This is a genomic window from Pseudomonas sp. TH37 (assembly GCF_016650735.1).
In the GTDB taxonomy this organism is placed as follows: domain Bacteria; phylum Pseudomonadota; class Gammaproteobacteria; order Pseudomonadales; family Pseudomonadaceae; genus Aquipseudomonas; species Aquipseudomonas farris.
In genome coordinates this window covers 562568-582889 of the sequence record NZ_JAEKFD010000003.1, presented here as the reverse complement: position 1 = coordinate 582889, position 20322 = coordinate 562568, and the positions used below count along the sequence as shown (strand labels likewise).

Annotated in this window: 19 protein-coding genes; 3 read left to right on the top strand and 16 right to left on the bottom strand. The window is 48.2% G+C overall.

Annotation, left to right across the window (positions count from 1 at the left end):
* Positions 1-2 precede the first annotated feature (2 nt).
* Entirely contained in the window at positions 3-929 is a 927-nt protein-coding gene (locus tag JFU11_RS11900) for a glycosyltransferase family 2 protein (RefSeq protein ID WP_123723163.1), read from the top strand.
* Positions 880-1281 carry a GtrA family protein gene (locus JFU11_RS11895; protein ID WP_201121291.1) on the top strand — a complete coding sequence of 134 codons (402 nt, stop codon included), beginning with the start codon at positions 880-882 and terminating at the stop codon, positions 1279-1281. The genes JFU11_RS11900 and JFU11_RS11895 overlap by 50 nt, the downstream gene beginning before the upstream one ends.
* 445 nt (positions 1282-1726) lie before the next feature.
* Here JFU11_RS11895 and JFU11_RS11890 read toward each other — a convergent pair whose 3' ends face one another.
* The 5 genes from JFU11_RS11890 to JFU11_RS11870 form a co-directional block, all read right to left on the bottom strand.
* Complete coding sequence (locus tag JFU11_RS11890) at positions 1727-3721, bottom strand: nucleoside-diphosphate sugar epimerase/dehydratase (RefSeq protein WP_123723161.1); 1995 nt, start codon at positions 3719-3721, stop codon at positions 1727-1729.
* 262 nt (positions 3722-3983) lie between these two features.
* On the bottom strand, positions 3984-4922 hold the full coding sequence (locus tag JFU11_RS11885; RefSeq protein ID WP_201060676.1) for an NAD-dependent epimerase/dehydratase family protein: 939 nt from the start codon (positions 4920-4922) through the stop codon (positions 3984-3986).
* A gap of 53 nt (positions 4923-4975) precedes the next feature.
* Entirely contained in the window at positions 4976-5773 is a 798-nt protein-coding gene (locus tag JFU11_RS11880) for a Wzz/FepE/Etk N-terminal domain-containing protein (RefSeq protein ID WP_123723159.1), read from the bottom strand.
* Positions 5774-6170: 397 nt separating this feature from the next.
* On the bottom strand, positions 6171-7298 hold the full coding sequence (locus JFU11_RS11875) for a hypothetical protein (RefSeq protein WP_123723158.1): 1128 nt from the start codon (positions 7296-7298) through the stop codon (positions 6171-6173).
* Positions 7295-8209 carry a glycosyltransferase gene (locus JFU11_RS11870; protein WP_123723157.1) on the bottom strand — a complete coding sequence of 305 codons (915 nt, stop codon included), beginning with the start codon at positions 8207-8209 and terminating at the stop codon, positions 7295-7297. Before JFU11_RS11870 ends, JFU11_RS11875 begins: the two co-directional genes overlap by 4 nt.
* A 235-nt stretch (positions 8210-8444) precedes the next feature.
* On the opposite strand from JFU11_RS11870, the gene JFU11_RS11865 reads away from it, so the two are divergent.
* Positions 8445-8828: a hypothetical protein gene (locus JFU11_RS11865; RefSeq protein ID WP_123723155.1), complete on the top strand. Its 384-nt coding sequence runs from the start codon at positions 8445-8447 to the stop codon at positions 8826-8828.
* Positions 8829-8948: 120 nt separating this feature from the next.
* Here JFU11_RS11865 and JFU11_RS11860 read toward each other — a convergent pair whose 3' ends face one another.
* The 11 genes from JFU11_RS11860 to rfbB form a co-directional block, all read right to left on the bottom strand.
* A complete protein-coding gene (locus JFU11_RS11860) occupies positions 8949-9989 on the bottom strand; it encodes a glycosyltransferase family 4 protein (RefSeq protein ID WP_201060675.1) in 1041 nt (346 codons plus the stop codon).
* 361 nt (positions 9990-10350) lie between these two features.
* On the bottom strand, positions 10351-11244 hold the full coding sequence (locus JFU11_RS11855) for a glycosyltransferase (RefSeq protein ID WP_201121296.1): 894 nt from the start codon (positions 11242-11244) through the stop codon (positions 10351-10353).
* 272 nt (positions 11245-11516) lie between these two features.
* Positions 11517-12782, bottom strand: coding sequence for an O-antigen translocase (locus JFU11_RS11850; protein ID WP_201060673.1), 1266 nt, complete (start codon positions 12780-12782; stop codon positions 11517-11519).
* An 81-nt stretch (positions 12783-12863) separates the two neighbouring features.
* On the bottom strand, positions 12864-13964 hold the full coding sequence (locus tag JFU11_RS11845; protein WP_201060672.1) for a DegT/DnrJ/EryC1/StrS family aminotransferase: 1101 nt from the start codon (positions 13962-13964) through the stop codon (positions 12864-12866).
* Positions 13957-14799 (bottom strand): GNAT family N-acetyltransferase, encoded by an 843-nt coding sequence (locus tag JFU11_RS11840; protein ID WP_201060671.1) that lies wholly within the window; start codon positions 14797-14799, stop codon positions 13957-13959. Before JFU11_RS11840 ends, JFU11_RS11845 begins: the two co-directional genes overlap by 8 nt.
* 92 nt (positions 14800-14891) lie before the next feature.
* The gene (locus tag JFU11_RS11835; protein ID WP_201060670.1) at positions 14892-15809 is read right to left on the bottom strand and encodes a hypothetical protein; all 918 of its coding nucleotides are present in this window, start codon (positions 15807-15809) and stop codon (positions 14892-14894) included.
* A gap of 11 nt (positions 15810-15820) precedes the next feature.
* On the bottom strand, positions 15821-16495 hold the full coding sequence (locus JFU11_RS11830) for an acetyltransferase (RefSeq protein WP_123723149.1): 675 nt from the start codon (positions 16493-16495) through the stop codon (positions 15821-15823).
* Positions 16482-17462, bottom strand: coding sequence for a dTDP-4-dehydrorhamnose 3,5-epimerase (gene rfbC, locus JFU11_RS28320; RefSeq protein ID WP_123723148.1), 981 nt, complete (start codon positions 17460-17462; stop codon positions 16482-16484). The genes JFU11_RS11830 and rfbC overlap by 14 nt, the downstream gene beginning before the upstream one ends.
* Positions 17459-18352, bottom strand: coding sequence for a glucose-1-phosphate thymidylyltransferase RfbA (rfbA, locus tag JFU11_RS11815; protein ID WP_123723147.1), 894 nt, complete (start codon positions 18350-18352; stop codon positions 17459-17461). The genes rfbC and rfbA overlap by 4 nt, the downstream gene beginning before the upstream one ends.
* Positions 18349-19242: a dTDP-4-dehydrorhamnose reductase gene (rfbD, locus tag JFU11_RS11810; protein ID WP_123723146.1), complete on the bottom strand. Its 894-nt coding sequence runs from the start codon at positions 19240-19242 to the stop codon at positions 18349-18351. The genes rfbA and rfbD overlap by 4 nt, the downstream gene beginning before the upstream one ends.
* Positions 19239-20315 (bottom strand): dTDP-glucose 4,6-dehydratase, encoded by a 1077-nt coding sequence (gene rfbB, locus JFU11_RS11805; protein ID WP_123723145.1) that lies wholly within the window; start codon positions 20313-20315, stop codon positions 19239-19241. Before rfbB ends, rfbD begins: the two co-directional genes overlap by 4 nt.
* Positions 20316-20322: the final 7 nt, after the last annotated feature.

The window sequence follows — 20322 nt, the reverse complement described above, 5'->3', positions numbered from 1 at the left end:
CGATGAAAACGCTATCCATTGTGGTACCTGTCTATTTTAACGAAGGCTCCTTGCCGGATCTATTCAGCAAACTTCTTTATATAGAGCAATTACTTAATCAACAAGACATGCTGCTGGAGCTCATTTTCGTCGACGACGGCTCCCAAGACAACTCACTGAATTTGCTCAGACAGTTTGTGATTACGCGCCCGGGCAGCAAAGTGATCAAGCTAAGTCGTAATTTCGGAGCCATCAGTGCGGTAAAAACTGGCCTCAATTACATCACTGGGGATTGTTTTCTGTTCTTGGCCGCTGACCTTCAGGACCCGCCAGAGCTTATCCCGGAAATGATTAGCCGCTGGAAAAACGGTTCCAAGTACATCATCTGTGAGCGCACAGATCGACAAGACCCATTGGGGTCAAAAATATTTTCAGCAGTGTATTACAAGCTATTGCGCAAGTTCGTAATGGCAAGCTATCCGAAAAATGGTTTTGACCTCGCTCTCATGGACGCCCAGCTTCTGCCCTACCTTAAAGACAGTGGCAAGCATATCAACTTCCCTCTATTCCCATTTTGGCTAGGGTTCACCCCCGAAAAAATACCTTACGTTCGCGTGGCTCGTGAGCATGGAAAATCCAGGTGGACTTTCGGAAAAAAATGGAAGCTGCTTATCGACTCCATTTTTTCGTTTTCCTTCGCTCCGGTCAGGCTGATTTCGGCAATAGGCCTGATAGTGTCGCTGGGTAGCTTCGCTTATGGCACCGTTGTGGTGCTGAGTGCTCTGTTTGGCAAGGTTGAAGTGCCTGGGTTTGCGACACTGGCCACCCTCGTATCCTTCCTGTTGGGCCTGATCATAGTAATGCTTGGTGTAATGAGCGAATATATTTGGAGGATATTTGATGAGGTCAACAGACACCCTCATGCAGTTATTGAAGAAGAAATTCTTTAATTTCGAATTCATTAAATTTCTTATCGTTGGCTGCATCAATACCGGCGCCGGATATATTTTCTATCTAGTGTTTATTCAAGTGATGGTATACACATATGCTTATTCTCTTTCGTATGCCTTAAGTATCGTAATTTCGTACGTTCTCAATGCGCGCTACGTCTTCAACGAACCCCTCTCCCTGAAAAAGCTTCTTTCGTTCCCGCTTGTTTACATCGTTCAATACCTAAGTGGTTTATGCTTGATATACATCGCTGTTGAACAGCTCTCTATCCCCATCACCCTAGCTCCGCTCCTAGTTGTGGTTATCACCCTGCCGATCACCTTCCTACTTGCTCGGTTTATTGTGAAATAGCGTGGCGCGGTGAAAAACACCACTGCTCGGGCTGGCACACCGGGCTTGGGTACTGAACGACCTCGATGAGCTAAAAACCCGAGTGCTTCAAGGATGTAAAGGCCATCGACATGATGCGTAACACGGAATAGTCCGCACTCAAGATTCACCCTGCAAGAAGATCCGCGTCAGCACTCGCAATGGTATGTTCAATCTGGCGAAAACCAAGTACACGGTTTGCTGACTGGTCAATCATTTAATCGAGATATCATAGTCGTAACTTTAAATCCGCCGCTGGAAGGGGCTGCACCGTCACCACCACCAGAATGCAAAAAGGCCGGTCAATGACCGGCCCTGGTGTTGAGCTACAAGCTTAGCTCACCACGATTTTATTCGCGACGCTTATCCAAAATCGCTTTCCCGATCCCCTTCGCTTCCAAAACTCCTCCACCGAGATGTGAAACAATCAGGGTTCGAGGCGACGTTGTTGGTAAATCCAGTCGACGATTTCGCCGTCAGGGGTGTAGCCGCTGACTGCTTCGCGCAGAAGTTGGCGAACACGTGAGTAGTCGTCTTGATCAACTGCCGCCAACAAGTCAATCAAACGACCTTTCAGGACGTCCCAGGCAAGGTGATCTTCGTTCGCGCTCATAATCATCGGGTGCTGCGTAGCCGATACGTTTTCGCCAATCAGCAGCTCTTCGTACAGTTTTTCGCCTGGACGTAACCCAGTGAACTCGATAGAAATGTCGCCGTGCGGGTTCTTCTCCGAACGAATACTCAATCCCGACAAATGGATCATTTTCTCCGCAAGCTCAACGATTTTCACCGGCTCGCCCATGTCCAGCACGAACACATCGCCGCCCTGCCCCATGGAGCCTGCCTGGATTACCAGTTGCGCTGCTTCAGGAATGGTCATGAAATAGCGGGTGATCTTTGGATGGGTAACCGTCAGCGGTCCGCCCGACTTGATCTGGCTATGGAATAGCGGGATGACGGAACCCGACGAGCCAAGGACATTGCCGAAACGAACCATCGTGAAACGTGTTTTGTTGACGTGCGAAACGTTCATCTTATCGCCGAACAATACGGGGGCAATCTCGCGGCTCAGCGCTTGCAATGTCAACTCGGCGAGACGCTTGGTGCTGCCCATTACGTTTGTTGGACGGACCGCTTTGTCGGTCGATATCAGCACGAAATTGGACACACCCGCCTGTAGTGCCGCTTGAGCCGTGTTGAGCGTTCCAATTACGTTATTCAGCACGCCTTCAGCAATATTGTGCTCGACCATCGGCACATGCTTGTAGGCGGCAGCGTGGTAGACCGTGTCGACACGCCAGGTTTTCATCACATCCAGAAGCTTTTCTTTATGACGGATGGACCCAAGAATTGGCAACAGCCGAATCGCAGACGACTCTCGACAACTGCGCTGCTCAAGTTCGGACAGGATGCTGTAGAGATTAAATTCACTGTGTTCGAACAGCAGCAGCGTAGTGGGTCCCAGGGCGAAAATCTGTCGGCACAGTTCAGACCCGATCGAGCCGCCAGCGCCTGTTACCATGACCGTTTTACCGCGGATACAGCGTTCCAGCAACTCAGGCTGCGCAGGCACCGAGTCGCGACCTAGCAAGTCGGCGATATCGACTTCCCGAATATCTTCAACCTTCACGCGGCCGCTGGCCAAATCGGTAAAGTTGGGGACGCTGCGCACGTGTAACGGAAACCCTTCCAGTACATTGAGAATTTCCCGGCGCCGAGCGCGGGTCGAAGACGGCAGCGCAAGAAGGATCTCCTGGGCACCAGTGACATCGATCATCTGCTGAATGTGTTTGGGTTTGTAGACGTGCAAACCGGAAATGGAGCGATCGGCAATGCTGGAGTCGTCATCGATGAATGCGACCGGTCGCATGACACGACCCATACGCAATGCTGCTACCAGTTGGTTGCCTGCTACGCCCGCGCCGTAGATAGCAACTTTGGTCAAACCGTCATCACGGTTTGTGAAAGGAACGTGCTGGGCGGCTGTGAACCAGTCGCCCATGAAATATTGGCGCATGCATAGGCGCAGGCCGCCGATGATGACGAGACTCAACCACCAGTAGTTGAAAATGACAGACCGGGGAACAACTGCCTCGTGATTGCTGTACCAGTAGACTATCAAAGCCAGGATCAGCGAGGAAAGGCTGACCGCTTTAATGATGGCAACAAGGGCATCGTTACCAAAATACCGCATTACGGCTCGGTACATGCCGAACCGTATGAACAAGGGAATCGCGACAACTGGCGCACAGGCGAATAGCCATATAGGAATTTTGAAAGGATTGATCATCTCATCAATCCCCAAACGCACCACGAACGCCATCCACAGTGCTACCCAAACGAGTATAACGTCTGTGAACACTTGGATTAACCGCTTCTGCCGACGCGGAAGTCCCAGCAAAAACATCCTCAGCCTATCCATATAGCCTTGCCCCAAAACGCCCTACTCCCTTGCTTGAACTCGTTTAAGTCCATTGTACGTAGGTAAGCATCGTCGTAACAGGAAAAAACGACATCCAGGATCTACTGACAGGTTTGTGCGACCCATTAGACTAATGTGGGTTAATCGTGGCGGACGTTGCGATGGACAATCTGAGCGCGCGATAGGCCGGTTCCGGCGCTCAGGACGAGCAGCGTAAAAGCAGATTTACTGTAAGCGCTCCATAACCCCACCGATTTCAAGACTACAAACCTCGGTAACTGGCGCTCTCTTTCCGAAGGTTTTCCTCGACGTTACGTTCGGGAATCCAGCCCAGCGTCCGCTGGGCATTGGAGCTGTCCACTTCCAGTGAACAGCAAAGCTGCTGATAAAGTGCTTGCTTGCCTACCAGTGAGAACAATGTCTTCAGCAATACTGGCGGAACAGGCAACTGTATACTTCGCTTACCCATCCCTCGCGCCAGTGCTCGCACCATAGCAGCAGTGGATATTGCTGGCTCATCAGCGACCAGGAATAATTCCCCCGCCGCCTTAGGATGTTGTGCAGCGAGCAAGATGAAATTACAAAGGCTCTCAACGCCGATAACACTGCGCCTGTTGGCTACCCCAGCGAACGGCATCGGCGCACCGCTGGCGACCAGTTTCAATAGACGCCGAAAATTCCCCGGTGCGTGAGCCCCGTACACCAGCGGTGGGCGAATAATCACCAGTTCGGTAGGCGTGTCTTTAAAAAAGGAAGTCAGACCCACTTCAGCTTCGTGCTTGGCAATCGCATAAGGAGCGTGGGGGGCTGCTGGTGACAGCTCAGTGAATGCCTTTCCGTGTGTTTCATTTCCGTTCACACCGATGGAACTAATGAAAACAAACCGCTGTACACCACGTAACAAGCAGACCTCAGCTAGTCGAATGCATGCATCTCGATTGACTTTCCGAAACGCCTCCAGCGGGTTTTGCTCATTGGCATTTTTCACATGTGCCCGTCCCGCCAGATGAATGACGCAGTCGACTGATTCCAGTCGGTCTGACCAGGCTCCGATGTCGTCGAGCTCTCCAAGCACTACTTCGCCGCAAGCGATTTCCGGAGGCCTACGATGCAGCGCCACAACTTCATGCCTCTCAGCCAAAAGTTGCTCGCATAAGTTACGGCCAATGAACCCGGAGGCTCCTGTCACAAATATCTTCATGCACCCCCCTTAGCTAAACTGTCATGCGCCAGCCCTGCGACTGGAACATGCTTTCAGCTTTTGCCAACGCGCCTCAGGCAAGCCGCCAAAAGCCCCACCAGCAACCCGGTGATAAGCCCCAAAAGAATAACGGGTGTTTGCCGCGGGAATACGGCTTTAGGAATAGGATAAACAGAAATCAACTGCGTAGGCATGTAACCCAATGCGTATTCGTACCTGCGCAATACAGCTTCGATTTTGTTGATGGCATCTCGGTGCGCGAGGTAGATAGCCATTCCCTCTGCCAACCCACCCCCGCCCCCTAGCGCGTCTAAATGAGCTTGTCTCGATTTATGAAGGTCAGCAACCATTTGCGAAAGACGTTCCCGGCCGGGTTGGCTTAAGACATCCTGTTGCTGGCGAACCAACTCGAAGATACCTTCGGCGCATTTTGAAGCAAGCTCCGCGCCTCGAGCTCGGACGTTGACCATAAGGAAAGCTGGCTGACCTTCGGCGGTGTACCGAGCCAGCCTAGTCATCCGCTGTTTAGCCTCTGGCACATCGTCGAGGCCACACTCACGCAGGACTTCGCCCGAATAAGCAGCAGGGCTGTTCAGCCGCGCGATGACTGAAGTTGCAGATTCGATCTGGTTTGAAATCGGAGTGCCGTCACCATCCAACCCACGGTTTTCAGCCATTTTTATTATCGCAGAGGCTTCGTACTCTGATGGGGTAACCCATAAATAGGCGCTAGCTCCCACTAAGCCCAAAACAGCGCCGGCAGTGATAAATTTCCAGCCTTGTGTCAAAAATTTCAGCAATGACACAAATGTAAAAGCTTCCACATCATTTTTCACTTCAGGGTCGTGCATAAAGCATCACTCGCGTAAGTTGAAGTTAGGCTATCTGGTCCGAACTCGATAATCCGCGCCCTTCCCAAGACTGTTGAGAAGACACAGGAAATGCAAACCCAGCATAAGCTCGCGGACAAATTGCACATCTGCAGGAGCAAGCTGGCCCAGCTGTCGGACGACCAGAAGCGATCATCTAAAACCATATAAAAAAGGGCCGGGTTCCGCTAAATTTTTGCGCAAATACGTGGAGTCGTATTGATCTGCCACCATACGATGCGACCTCCACCTCGATAACGCCAAGGTGCAAGAGAATACCGTGCCACTACTGGCACAAATAAATTCGGGATGTATTGTACTGAAATACAGGTGCGTGTGAGTACAGCTGTCACACCCGCTGCATAAATCAGACTCAGGCTTAGCTTTTTCTGTCATATTTCGATAGGGCTATTAAGGGCACCCGGTATGTAAAGATTTGCATGAGTAGACACAACGCAATGAAGCCCAAATTGGTCCAAGTGTAGGCTTGGGGAGCGAAGCCTGCCATCACACAACAGTAACTGATGCGTAAAAATATCAAGAACGAGATTATATTTGGGCGCTTCCTGAAGAAATAAACGGACGCGACTAGCGACAGGTACAAAAACAACGCCGCACCCACCGCCCCCACAGACCCCCACGCCATCAGGAAGGGAAAGTATTCAGTTCCAACGTTAATGACAGGCTCATCAAATGGGATAGTAGATCCCAAGGTTTCTACTCCGCCTGCCTGGGGGACCAATTGATTAATCAAGAAATCTGAGTCGATGTAACCTTTGGCCATTATGGAACTAAAGTTATAAATTCCCGCACCAATGTAGAGTAAAATCCATTTAAAGCCGGCTGAAGCCGCGACATAGAAGTCGCTGAAAGGTAATGCCACCCAATCAAGGCGCCCCGAACGAAATTGCCCCAATTTAGCAAAAAGAAGCAGTGCCCCTAGCAAGCTGGCAATCAGGGTTTTCCAGGGAATTTGCCGCTTGGAGAAAAAGACCATGGTTACGGCCAATCCATACACCGAGGCAAAAAGCCGGTTTCGGTCCAGTACCAGAACAGGAAATGCCAGTCCTATAGCAATGAAAAGAACTCTGATGCGTTTGTCTGGGTAGCAAAGCAATCCTACAATGGGAAGTACCCAGCACATATTCGAGATATGTCGAACATGCGATCGACCTCCGTCGAAGTTGGCATAGATCTCAGGATTAAGTAATGGCAATGGAAATAAGGTCAAGTCGAGGATGCAGGCCACCAGCACCGACCAAGCCAACACCTTCACCCAATAGCATTCGGGCGAGCGATCAAAGGGCACGAGTTGTAGTGCGCGGCGCGCGGGCAAACGAATACCTAGTATCGAATCGAACACTATGGCCAAGACGGCGACCACCATCAAAATCGAAATACCGACGCCGTAACCCTTAGGCAGTTCAAATGTAAGCAGCGCAATAATGCAACTGCCCAGCAAGGGCAATGAGAAAAATATCGAGGGAGACCGATGAAAATCTTTCACACGCCGCCCTTTTTAGAGTTGCTCATGCCTTGCAACTCCCCCGCAATGTTAAATGCAAAATATCCTGCCATATAAAATGACGTCTTGAGCCACTGGTGTTTTAAAAATGCGACCTTTGCGTCGACCAAGTAACACTGTGCTTGAAGCATTTTTTTATAAGGACCGTGGAATTTTGCGATGTGCCGTTTTGCTACTTTTCCGGACTCTTCGAGATTCCTGATTCTGGACACGACGTCGGGAGTCCGGCAGGTATTGGTGTTGTGTACTCGGTATGCACATACGCGCTCATCGATAAAGCCCAGCCCACCTTGTGCCGCAATCCGGAGAAAAAAATCCCAATCATCAATCCGTAGCCCCTCGTCCCAGCCTTCACCGTCGGTAACGAATGCTCTACGCACCATCGGGACAGGGCCCGCAACCGCCCAGTCGCTAATAACCGACGCTATAATGCCTTTCTCCGATAGGTATCTTTGCTTGTTCGCTCGGTGCAAGCCGGTCATACCGCTGTCGTGGATCACTTTGCCATGCTCGTCGACAACGATGGAGTCACCAATGACAGCCAACTTATCCGGGCAGTTTAGCAAATAGTCGACCAGCTTTTGGCTGCCTCCCGACAAGAAATAATCATCACTGGCGCCCAACCTGAGAAAATCGCCGTTTGCCAAACTTGTGAGCTCATTTATAGTCGCCGTTACACCTTTGTTTGGGCGACTCTTATAGATAACGTTTATGCTCTCGGCATGGCGTGACAGCCATTGCTCGATCACCTTCGCGGTGTTATCGGTAGAACCATCATCAATGATTACAATTTCTTTATTGCCATAAACATCGGCTAAAATACTATCAAGGCAACATTGAACGTATTGGTCATGATTGTAAGCAGGTACGATGTAAGATACTAAAGGTACCAATACGTCCTCCGGACATTGTTGCGACCGAAATAAGGCCTAATTGAATAATCGTATTTTATATACTATGGCTTGCAGAGAGTCAACCGAAGGGTCCCCCTTTGAAACAATTGTCTGCATCAGGTTCAGTCCATCCAGGCTTCTTATGCGAGCGCCTTTTGCCTCTGTGAGGGCTGCGGAAAGCTGATCTTTTAGTCGTTTCGCGGTGCCTTGCGAGTCTCCCGCACTGAGATATTTCATGGTTTTCCGTGTAGGCAACCTTACAGGAGTACTTGAGGTCAGCGCCAAGGGTCAGATTCCCGACCTACAGCTGGGTCAAGACCGCAATGGTCTACAGACAGCAATCGTATTTGTGGCTAAGCCAGTACAGGAGCCGTACGCGGAGTTGATTAAGGGTTCGAAGCGCTACTTTCTTGAAAACAGAGGCATCACGAGTATCAATCCTGATGATCAGAGTGTCGATGAATCGGTGGGAATCATCGAACGTCTGCAAGGTGCCGGAGTCCTTGGTCGCTCGCAAATTGATGAGGCAGTTACACGTATACGACGTCGATTGAAACTTGAAGCTGTCGCTTTTTACGGCGCGACAGCCCAAGCAATAACTCACGAGGATTGTTTTTGAACAAGCAGTTGATGCTAGTAATAATGCCCGTAAATTTGCGACAAGCTTCACCTAGCCGCATCACTATATCTACATGATGCATGTCTATGTTTGTCGACAAAAACTTATCTTAGCAATCCGTTAAATCTTACCACCACCGAGGCCGTCGGCATTTTCCAATTCACCAGCGTGAAATTTCACCGCCAGAATTATTAAAGGAAAGTAGGCCAAAATCAGACCGAACACACCGTCCATTCCTAGCAAAACCACACTTAGGGCAATTGGGAGCAGCCAAAACGCATTGATAGCTGCGACCGCCAGTATTACCGGTAAATGCTTACCAAAGCGTCGAGATGCAAACTGATAGGCATGACTGCGATGTGCTTCATAGACTTTGTCACCACGCACACAACGACGCATTAAAGTAAAAGTAGCATCTACGATGAACACGCCAAGCAAAATCAACATTGCCCAAAACAATTGTGAAGAAGCCCAGGCAGAATTAATGGAAATCACTCCCAATACAACCCCTAAAAACCCGCTTCCGGCATCGCCCATAAAAATTCGCGCAGGCGGAAAATTCCAAAACAAAAAACCTGCAGTAGCGCTAGCGAGTGAAAGGGGAAGCCAAACCATGCTATCAAAACCACTTACCCAATAAAGCAAACAGGCCCCCATACATACGCAGATCGTTTCGATACTGGCGATGCCATCGATCCCATCCATAAAATTGTACAAATTTAGCATCCATACCAAGTAAAGCGCAGATAGAACGTACCCAAACCATCCCAGGTCAATACTCAAGCCGAAAATGACGATCGCAGGTAAACCACCCAGCCAAAACAATGCCCAGGCAGCGGCAGCGAAATGTCCTAATAAGCGCCATCTAGCGGCGACATGACCATGATCATCAATAAATCCGATCACTGCGATCAATGCTCCAGCTCCGCCTACCGCGACCAACGTAGTGCCCGGCACCAACTGCATCCATGCCAAAAATGGCAGGCACGAGAGAAAAACCAAAACAATCGCTACCCCCCCACCACGAGGCGTTGGAACCGAATGAGAACTTCGAGCATTTGGAATATCAATAATGCTGCGCGCAAGGGCATAACGCCTCAACAGCTCAGTCAGCGTTAAAGACAGGAGAATAACGAAAGGAAGGAACAGCCACTGAATCATTATTTTTTATGCTCCATTTATTGCTCCGCAGCAGATTTCAGCCGCTTCCCCAGCTGATACAAGTGAACTCGATTGCACAAGAGCGTAAGTTATTAACATGCGAAATCTCATTGATTCGCAAAGATTTCGATAGGATTATACATCCCAAAAAATTCTACTCAAGATTTCAACGCCCTGCTGAAAATTCAAAACGACCCGCCTGCGCGCCAATATTTTGATCGATATATAATTGACTTTCTGCCAGAAGAGCGGGATAGCTCTTCCAACATTCAAAAACCTTAATGTCAAACACTCAATACCGCTTAACCTAAGAGCATAGGGGTGAAAGTCACAAAAAGTCAGGCCACTGCTCAACTCATACCTAATAAATCCCCAGAACAACCATTACCAACAAAAAAACTCGATCGCGAAATCGACGACGCAAGCTAGCCCAGTTGCGAATCAAAAAAGAGGAAGGAATCTTACCCTGCTTGAGCAAGGAAGCCGGTAATCCTTGGGCCTTATCTGCCAATAAACCTGAAATTTTACTGACCTCGCCACGATACCACCCGCTTCGCAATAAAGACAAACGGGCCACGAGAGCTTTAATACCAGTATTAGCGCCGAATTGATTGTTTGAATGCTGACGATAGAGCATATGAGAGACCGGGTCTATGTACCAACTCAGACCACTTGACCTAAACCAGGCATACACCAACCAGTCATGCAAAGATACTTCACATACACGCGACCAATTCGCTATTACAAATCGCTTGAACTCAAGCGCATCAGACACTTTAAGAACATAGCTGCAGCCAGGCCCAGCTGCCTCGAACAAAAAATCATACTTACGTTGGTGCTGTGCTTTATCAAGCAAGACTTTCCGCCCATCAGACCAAAATGCAGTTACATTACTGGAATAACCCGAAGCGCACGATTCCAAAATCCTCTCGTGAGCAGCGCTCAACTTATCGGCTAACCAAATATCATCTTGATCAGCTAAAGCTATATAATCAAATTCAGAAAAATCTACGTCACGGATAAGCCTATAAAAATTTCTACCCGCCCCACCAAAATGTTCGCCGTGAGGAAGAACTTTGACCTGGGTATTATTTAACGCCAGTTCGCTAACCCATGCCTCTGTTGCGTCGCTAGAAGAGTCGACGCTAATAAAAATATTTACATCAACATTTTTTTGCTGAAGAATTGATTCAACCTGTGCAGGCAACCATTTAACGCCATTATAGGCAGCTAATAGTACAGCAATTTTAACCATATCCAACAAGACCTCCCTTCTCGATCACCGATCGCTCAATAACATCCCTAGCCAACAGGTATTCAAACGGCTGAGGCATTAGCCTCACCACTACCAAGAGCAGGAAATCGGAATAATTCTAAATCCCACATTGAGAGATGCTAACTCCGCCTAAACAATGATCACTGCTAAAAAACACTTTACAATAATACATACTAGTAATCATCATAAAATCAATTATCTCGGCCGAGCAATAATCTTCGACCTAAATGCCATTACCACAATGACCTTCCTCACCTCATACTCACTATAAACCGACGAGCAACCACAAAACTGAATACAAAATAAATCGCGTAATTCACAACAAAAGCGTACATCGCACCAACCAGTCCGAAGTGCTCCGTCAAAAAATACACCCAAGCCACATAGGTCAGACTGAAAAACACCTCAGAGAATATGAATAATTTCGTCATGGCTTTAGCGAGCATTATAAAAGACAGTATAAAAGACATTACCTTAATGACATCGCCGAGCAGTTGCGGAGCGTAAAGATAAAGCGCATTCGAAAATTCGGAAGAAAACAGCACCTGAGTAATGAAATCACGAAAAAAATATATACCCAACGCTGATACAATAACAATTGGGATCAAGTATTGATAAGCAGTTCTAATTTCAGAAATGAACAACTTTTTATCTATAATTGCAGACAACCTGGGAAGATAATAAACACTGATCGCCATGGTTATGAACAGCAAATAGGCTTCCGATACTTTGCTAACCGCCTGCCAATACCCGACTTGCTCCCAGGAAAATTTTTCAGCTAAAATATTTCGAGTAGCAATTTGGACTGCTGGAGCGAGAAGGGCTGAAGTTAACGTCATCACCGAGAAATGTGACAGCTTTTTAACCATCTCAACATCCCAGACTAGAGTAAAATAACTCCAGTTGAAATAGTCACTTTTCTTATAAAACATAAAACTAACAAACAACAGACTCGCTTGAGCCAACAAAAAAGCCAGAAGCACACCGTACAACTGATAATAATAGCCCAATACCAATGGGGCGAGCACCCCAAGAGCGGCCCCTCCTACGTGTATCGCAGCAAGACGCTTAACATCCATCATGCCATTGACGATTGCGATAATTAAATTATGCAGTGCTACAAAAATCTGTGCGAACGCTAGTACGATAATCAGACTTTTATAGCGCAGATCACCAAGCAACCAAATCGACAAATGCTCGCTAAAAGTGAGCACCACTACACACATCACTAACGACGAGGCGAGGGAAAAACAAAATGCTGAGTTTAATAGTATTTGTAGAGAGATATTTTGCTCACGGTATTCCGCCAAATACTTGACTACACCTGCGCCAACTCCTCCTCCCGAAAATACAACCAGTAAGGCTGTGAGACTCATAAACTGGCCGAGTTGTGCAACGCCTTCAGGCCCAGCTAAAATCGCTACAAACTTCATCACCAAGAAACCCGAAAGTAATCGAGCAACTGTAGCGATAGAGGTTAGCAAACCAGTTTTTAGTATATTCAAAATCAAAACCATTTAACGCAGCATTGTAAAAATATTAGCTTTAGCCCCTTCTAAAGCTAACTTATTCCCCGGCCAAGCTAAAACACAACGTTTTTAAGAAAAGGCGTTCAAACGGTCGATTACCATACTGACTTCAGCAGCAGAAGTGACTGGGCTTAACGGCAAGCTTAATACTGTCCGGTGTATAGCTTCCGTTACTGGATGATGTTCCGAAGCCAAGGCTCTATAAGCGTTTTGTTTGTGTGGCGGGATAGGATAGTGGATCAGCGTTTCAATACCATGGCCGTGCAGATAGCTTTTCAACTCATCACGCCTTTCGCTACGCACAACAAACAAATGCCATACATGCTGTTCTTGAAGAGCAAGTGATGGAACCTGAATCAGAGCGTTATCAATATTGGCTATATATTGATTAGCCAATGTTTTCCTCACTATTATTTCACGATCCAGATGACGTAATTTAACTCTCAACATTGCCGCTTGAATTTCGTCCAAACGACTGTTCACACCCCTATATTGGTTTTCATATTTTTTATAACTTCCATAGTTGCCTAGTGCACGGACAACAGACGCCAGTTCAACATCGTCGGTTGTGACTGCCCCTGCGTCACCGAGAGCCCCAAGGTTTTTACCTGGATAAAAGCTGAACCCTGAAGCGTCTCCCCAAGTACCTGCCTTGCGGCCATTAATGCTCGCACCGTGAGCTTGAGCGGAATCTTCTAGCACCAATAGGTTGTATTTTTTTGCCAGCGCGCACAGTGACGGCATCTCTGCCAGTTGACCATACAAGTGCACCGCCAAAATGACTTTAGTCCGATTGGTTATCGCGCGCTCTGCACGTTGAGGTGACAAATTGAAGCTATGCTCATCGGGCTCAACGAGAACTGGCACCAAGCCATTTTCTGTGATCGCCAGAATACTGGCAATATAAGTATTGGCGGGAACAATTACCTCGTCGCCGTCTTCCAGCTTACCCATTTCCTTCCAGGCTCTGAGGGTCAAACTCAAAGCATCTAACCCATTAGCAACACCAACACAGTGCTGAGAACCACAATAGGTTGCAAATTCTTGCTCAAATTTTGATAGTTCTTGACCACCAATATACCAACCAGAGTCAATAACTCTTGCGCAGGCTTCTTTCAATTCAACAGCGTAGGCCTGATTTACTTTTTTCAAGTCAAGAAAATTAATCATTTAGTTTAATCTCATAAAAATCAATTGCCATACCACGGGCACCGAAACTTTCTTTTTGAGCAAGCAGACCTGAGTTGATGTATTTTCCACCATTCTCAGTAGACACCCCAAAACTAAAATACTTAAATCCGCTGTCTAGGCTCTCTTGAATACAGGCTTCAATAAGATAATCTAACGCCCCCACCTCTTTGCCTTCGGAGTTTGTCGCTAAATACTGAGTATGGACGACAGTACCGAATTTAAAAAGCAAGGTCGCAGCCAGCAACTTTCCTTCAGACTTGACGATTCTGAGAGATATGTTTTCAGGAAAAAGAGATGACAATAACTCAAGTTCTTGTGGCGTATGAACTGCTACAGCCCCATGTTTCTCTAACACACCATTCAGCAAACCAATAAATTCACCCCAGTCATTGGAGTCAGTCACAACTAAATTATTCTTTTTTGCCCGAGCAATAAGCCACTTTCTGCCTTTGGAAAGCTTCAATCGCCGATCTAGGAAAATAATGCTCGACAGATCCCTACGAACAATTTCAGCTCCGACTCTAAACAATGAGTACAGGTCTTCTTGCGCACCATGAATTGAAAATATGTAAGGAGTAGCCTTGTATAAAATCTTATTAAATTTGTGAGATCTAGCAAAAAGCATCATAGCTTCAACGCTTTCTAGAACAGTTTCAGCCTTTACCTTTTGAGACAGAATCAAGCCGCCGTATGTCAAACCACCGTGGCTGACCAAAACATCCTCGTTACGAGACGCAGGCAACACAGCGACCAGTACTTCTTCCTCATAAATCATCAATGAGGCGTCAATAAATCGATCCGAGTGGTACTCCATAAAGTCTCTTTTAAATAGAAACAATGGAGTCTTGGAGTCTACAACAAAACTATCCCACTCGTTTTTTCTGGTGGCTGAATAAAACTCGCAAACTACCATTCCAACAACTCCGCCACACCAAACCCCTCTGCCCCCATATTATTTCCGTTATAAAAACAGAACGTCTTTTCTGCTGCAGTGACTAATCTTGGATAACAAAGATGCACAGAGTCGAAGCCACTTTCAGAAAGTGTCAAACCAAAGCTCGAATCACGACGTTCCCAATGCTTCCCATCGCTGGATACGGCCACACCTGGAAAATAGTCACTACCGGATGTGCCGCCCTTAGTATAAAACATATAATATTTGTCTTTTACTTTGTATACTGAGGGCCGCCCTATCCGATACTCATCTCCTTCCACATCTATACATAACAACTCTTGCTGGTTAAATATTCGGCCGTCGACAGACTCTGTGTACCAAATATTGTAGTCAGGGTAGTGATTGCCATTGATTAATGTCCAAGAGTCACCCACCGCATACCATACTTTCCAGACATCGTCCTCGAACAGAACAGAATGGATCGCACGAATCGTTGTTCCGGCTTCAGCCCTGTCCATGACAGGCACTTCAGAAACACGCGAAAATGTCTCGCCACCATCAGTGCTTTCCGCCAATCCTGTGAATGCTAAAAATTTTGCACGCTTAACTATTTGAAAACCAACATAGTACATCCGCAGGACGTTACCACATCTAACAATGTCACCTAGAATAACGCCATTGTCATCGAAGCACCCGTCTCGCCCCCGGTCCAAAACTGGAACCTCAGAAACCTTGAGGACTTTAGTAGGGTCTTGCGCATCGACGTCCACATAACCAATCCTACTAACACCCTCTTCATCCCTGAACCCTGCATATACACGGATTACATTATCGTTCAGTAGAATCGGTGTAGGCGTCAGCGCAGAATTTTTCTTCCAATCGTTAGTTCCGGTTGGAGAAAAGACATGACCTAGCTTGTTCCACTTCATGACGCCTTCCTCTACAATTTAACGCTGAGTGAACTTTTCTTAGGTAGTTCTTTTGCTGGAGAACCATAATAAATACGCTCAGGCTCTTTCAGGTCTTTCGATACTAACGAACCGGAAGCCACAATACAGTCCCGTGCGACCGTCACATGATCATTAAGCGTAGAGTTCACCCCTAAAAAACAAGACTCCCCGATTCTACAATAGCCCGAAACAACCACATGCGAGGAAATAAAGCAGTTATCCTCAATCACCGAGCGGTGACCGATATGATTACCGCTCCAAAGAATTACGTTATTCCCAATCTCAACAAAAGGTTGCACGGTATTATTTTCGAATATAAAACAATTCTCCCCTATTTTCGCATTCCGCCATACAAATGCGCGAGAACTGATATAGGTGGCACAGGTGTAGCCTTTCTCTTTAACGCTCTGATACAAACGCGTTCTCAAGCGATTGAGTTGTGACGCGGGAATCGCCACAAACACTTCAAACTCGGAAGGGGGAAATTGTTGCTGCATATCCTCAAAGGGAACGATAGGCAACTCATAAAGTGTATCACTTTCGATATAGTCTCGCTCAACGGCGAATCCACAAACTTCGTAAGCAGAGTCATACGTAAAATATTCATAGGCGATCATTGCTAACTCGCCCGCCCCAGCGATTACTAGCTTTTTATTTTTTTCCACAACTCACCTCCTTAATGAATTGATCATAATCCCGAATATAGTCGGACTCATCATAGGGTTCACTGGCCAACACAAGAAGGACGCAATCATTACTAAACTCATGCATCTCACGCCATATCATATTGCGTATGATCAAGGCTTTACTCGCTGAATCCAAGCCTATCTGCTGCCTGGTGACTCCATCATCGGTTACTATTTTACAACTTCCAGATACACAAATTGCCATTTGCTCTAAACGCCGATGCGCGTGAAAACCACGACCAACATCAGAGAGAGTATCGTATATATAATAAACCCGCTTTATCGCAAAGGGAATATTTAGGCCTTGCTCGAGAGCGATCAAACTTCCGCGCTTATCACCAATTACCTTTAGATCCATTAACTCGGTAGTGCCTTGAAGAAACTCAGAGTGTGGCTCGCTGTTCTTTAAGAGAGGAGCAACTTCATCTTTAGTGCTAATGGATATTTCCGTAAATTTAGGCCAATCTATACCTATACTCGGGTCATTCCACCTGACGTTTCGCTCCGATTCCTTATGGTGATCATTGGTTGTCTTATAGAAAAAATGCGTATTATCCTCTAAGGCAACGAAGCCGTGTGCGAAGCCCTCGGGAACCCACAACATGCGCTGACTAACAGCATCTAGCTCAACGCCAACCCATTTTCCGAATGTCAGAGAATCGCGACGTACATCGACGACCACAACATAACCTGAACCATTTACTACCCTGATCAAATTGCCTTGGGCATGGGGAGGAAGCTGATAATGCAAGCCTCGGATCACACCCTTCTTTGAACAGAAATGGTTATCCTGAATTAGAGGCCGCGGCACCGAAAAACCGGCCTTTTTAAGTACCTTGTGAAATGCAGGTTCATTAAAACTCTGCATAGACCAACCCTGCGAATCTTCATAAATCACAGGCTCTAGAACAACTACATCAGGTAAAGAAGTTTGAAGGAGCTTCACGAGTGACGTCCCTCATCTAGAATTTTTTGTAAATACTGCCCATATCCAGTTTTTATTAATTTATCAGCTTGAGTCTGTAGTTGCTCTGGGCATATCCAACCATTATTGAATGCAATTTCCTCCAGGCAAGCCACTTTCAGGCCTTGGCGCTGTTCGATGGTGTGAACGAAATGGCTGGCTTCCAAGAGGGAGTTATGCGTGCCTGTGTCGAGCCAGGCAAAACCGCGTCCAAGCATTTCCACGCTGAGTGTCTTGCGTTCCAGATAAGCCCGATTGACATCGGTGATTTCCAGTTCACCCCGCTCTGAAGGTTTAATGCTCTTAGCGATTTCAACTACATCGTTATCGTAGAAATACAGTCCGGTGACCGCGTAATTGGATTTAGGCTTTACTGGCTTTTCTTCAATGCTCAAAGCACGACCCGAGGCATCGAATTCAACTACACCGAATCGCTCAGGGTCAGAAACGTGATAACCGAATACAGTTGCGCCCTCCTTTCTGGCCGTTGCGGAACGCAAGTTGTCTGAGAAGTGCTGGCCGTAGAAAATGTTGTCACCCAGAATCAGACAGCAAGGGTCTTTGCCGATGAACTCTTCACCAATGATGAAAGCCTGTGCCAAGCCATCCGGACTAGGTTGCTCCGCATATGTCAACTTAATGCCGTACAGACTACCGTCACCCAGCAATTTGCGAAAACAAGGCAAGTCTTCGGGAGTGGAAATGATCAAAATCTCTCGCATACCTGCGAGCATCAGCACTGATAGCGGATAAAAGATCATCGGTTTGTCGTAGATCGGCAGCATCTGCTTGGACACGCCGAGGGTCAACGGATGCAGACGAGTGCCCGAACCGCCAGCGAGGATGATGCCTTTACGATTTGTCGTGGTCATTTATTCAGGACTTCCATAAGCATTCGGGTGACACCACTTTGCCAATCCGGCAAGTGTAGAGAAAAATTGTCGCGCAGCTTCTGAGTATTCAACCGTGAGTTCAGAGGGCGACGCGCCGGTGTTGGGTAGGCCATTGTATCTATTGGATTGATTGCCGTGACGGCGAGCTCTTCACCGTTGACCTTGGCAAAACCGATCACATGGCTGGCGTAGCCGTGCCAGGACACTTCGCCGGTGGCCGCCAAGTGATACAAGCCCGCCAGTTCAGGACGCTGCAAGACTTGCCGAATGGCGAGCGCCGTCACGTCAGCGATCAGATCTGCGCCGGTGGGGGCGCCGATCTGGTCGGCGATGACACTCAGGATGTCGCGATCCTTAGCCAGGCGCAGCATGGTCTTGGCAAAGTTGTTGCCGCGCGCGCCATAGACCCAGCTGGTGCGGAAGATCAGATGCTTGCAGCCCGAGGCAGTAATTGCTTGCTCGCCGGCCAGTTTGCTGGAGCCGTAGTGATTAACCGGAGCGACGGCATCTGTCTCTTGCCATGGCGTCAGGCCTTCACCACTGAAAACATAGTCGGTCGAATAGTGAATCAGCCAGGCACCCAAGGATGCGGCTTCTTCAGCCATGACCTGACTTGCCTGACCGTTCACAAGGTCGGCCAGCTCCGTCTCGGACTCGGCTTTATCCACGGCGTTGTAAGCGGCAGCATTGACGATAACGTCGGGCCTGACCTGACGGATCGTCGCACGCAATGCATCAAGATCAGACAGGTCGCCGCTCAAACCATCCACCGGGTGACGATCCAGGGCGATCAACTCGCCAAGCGGTGCAAGGGAACGTTGCAGCTCCCAGCCGACCTGGCCGTTTTTTCCCAACAGGAGGATTTTCATACCTTGTCCGAACGATCCGTATAGTTCTGGTCGATCCATTGCTGGTAGCTGCCGCTCTTCACATGAGCTACCCACTCAGTGTTGCTGAGGTACCACTCGACGGTTTTGCGGATGCCGGTTTCAAAGGTCTCTTCCGGTGTCCAACCCAGTTCGCGCTGGATTTTGCTGGCATCGATCGCGTAGCGCTGGTCGTGGCCCGGACGATCCTGAACGTAGGTGATCAGGCTGGCGTGTGGACGATGAGCAGAATCCGGACGCAGTTCGTCGAGCAGTGCGCAAAGGGTATGCACCACTTCGATGTTTTGCTTCTCGTTATGGCCGCCGATGTTATAGGTCTCACCGATTACGCCTTCGGTCACGACTTTGTAAAGTGCGCGGGCGTGGTCTTCGACGTAGAGCCAGTCACGGACCTGGTTGCCTTTGCCATAGACCGGCAGCGGCTTGCCTTCCAGCGCGTTGAGAATGATCAGCGGGATCAACTTCTCAGGGAAGTGACAAGGACCGTAGTTGTTCGAACAGTTGGTAACCAGAGTCGGCAAGCCGTAGGTACGGCTCCAGGCGCGAACCAGGTGATCGGAACTGGCCTTGCTGGCCGAGTACGGCGAGCTTGGCTGATACGGCGTGGTTTCGGTGAAGAGGTCTTCCGGACCTTCGAGGTCTCCGTAGACTTCGTCGGTGGAAATATGGTGGAAGCGGAAGTTGGCTTTCCGCGCTTCATTCAGTGCCGCCCAATAGTGGCGTGCAGCTTCCAGCAAGGTGTAAGTGCCAATAATGTTGGTCTGGATGAATTCAGACGGACCGGAGATGGAGCGGTCAACGTGAGACTCTGCGGCCAGGTGCATGATGGCATCCGGTTGGTGTTCACGCAGGACACGGTCCACTTGATCACGGTCGCAGATGTCGACGCGTTCGAACACGTAACGCGAGTTCTGGCTGGCTTCGGCCAGCGACTCAAGGTTACCGGCATAAGTCAGTTTATCAACGTTAACGACGGAGTCGGTAGTGTTGGAGATGATATGACGAATGACTGCCGAGCCGATAAACCCGGCGCCGCCGGTTACTAGAATTTTCACGCGAAAC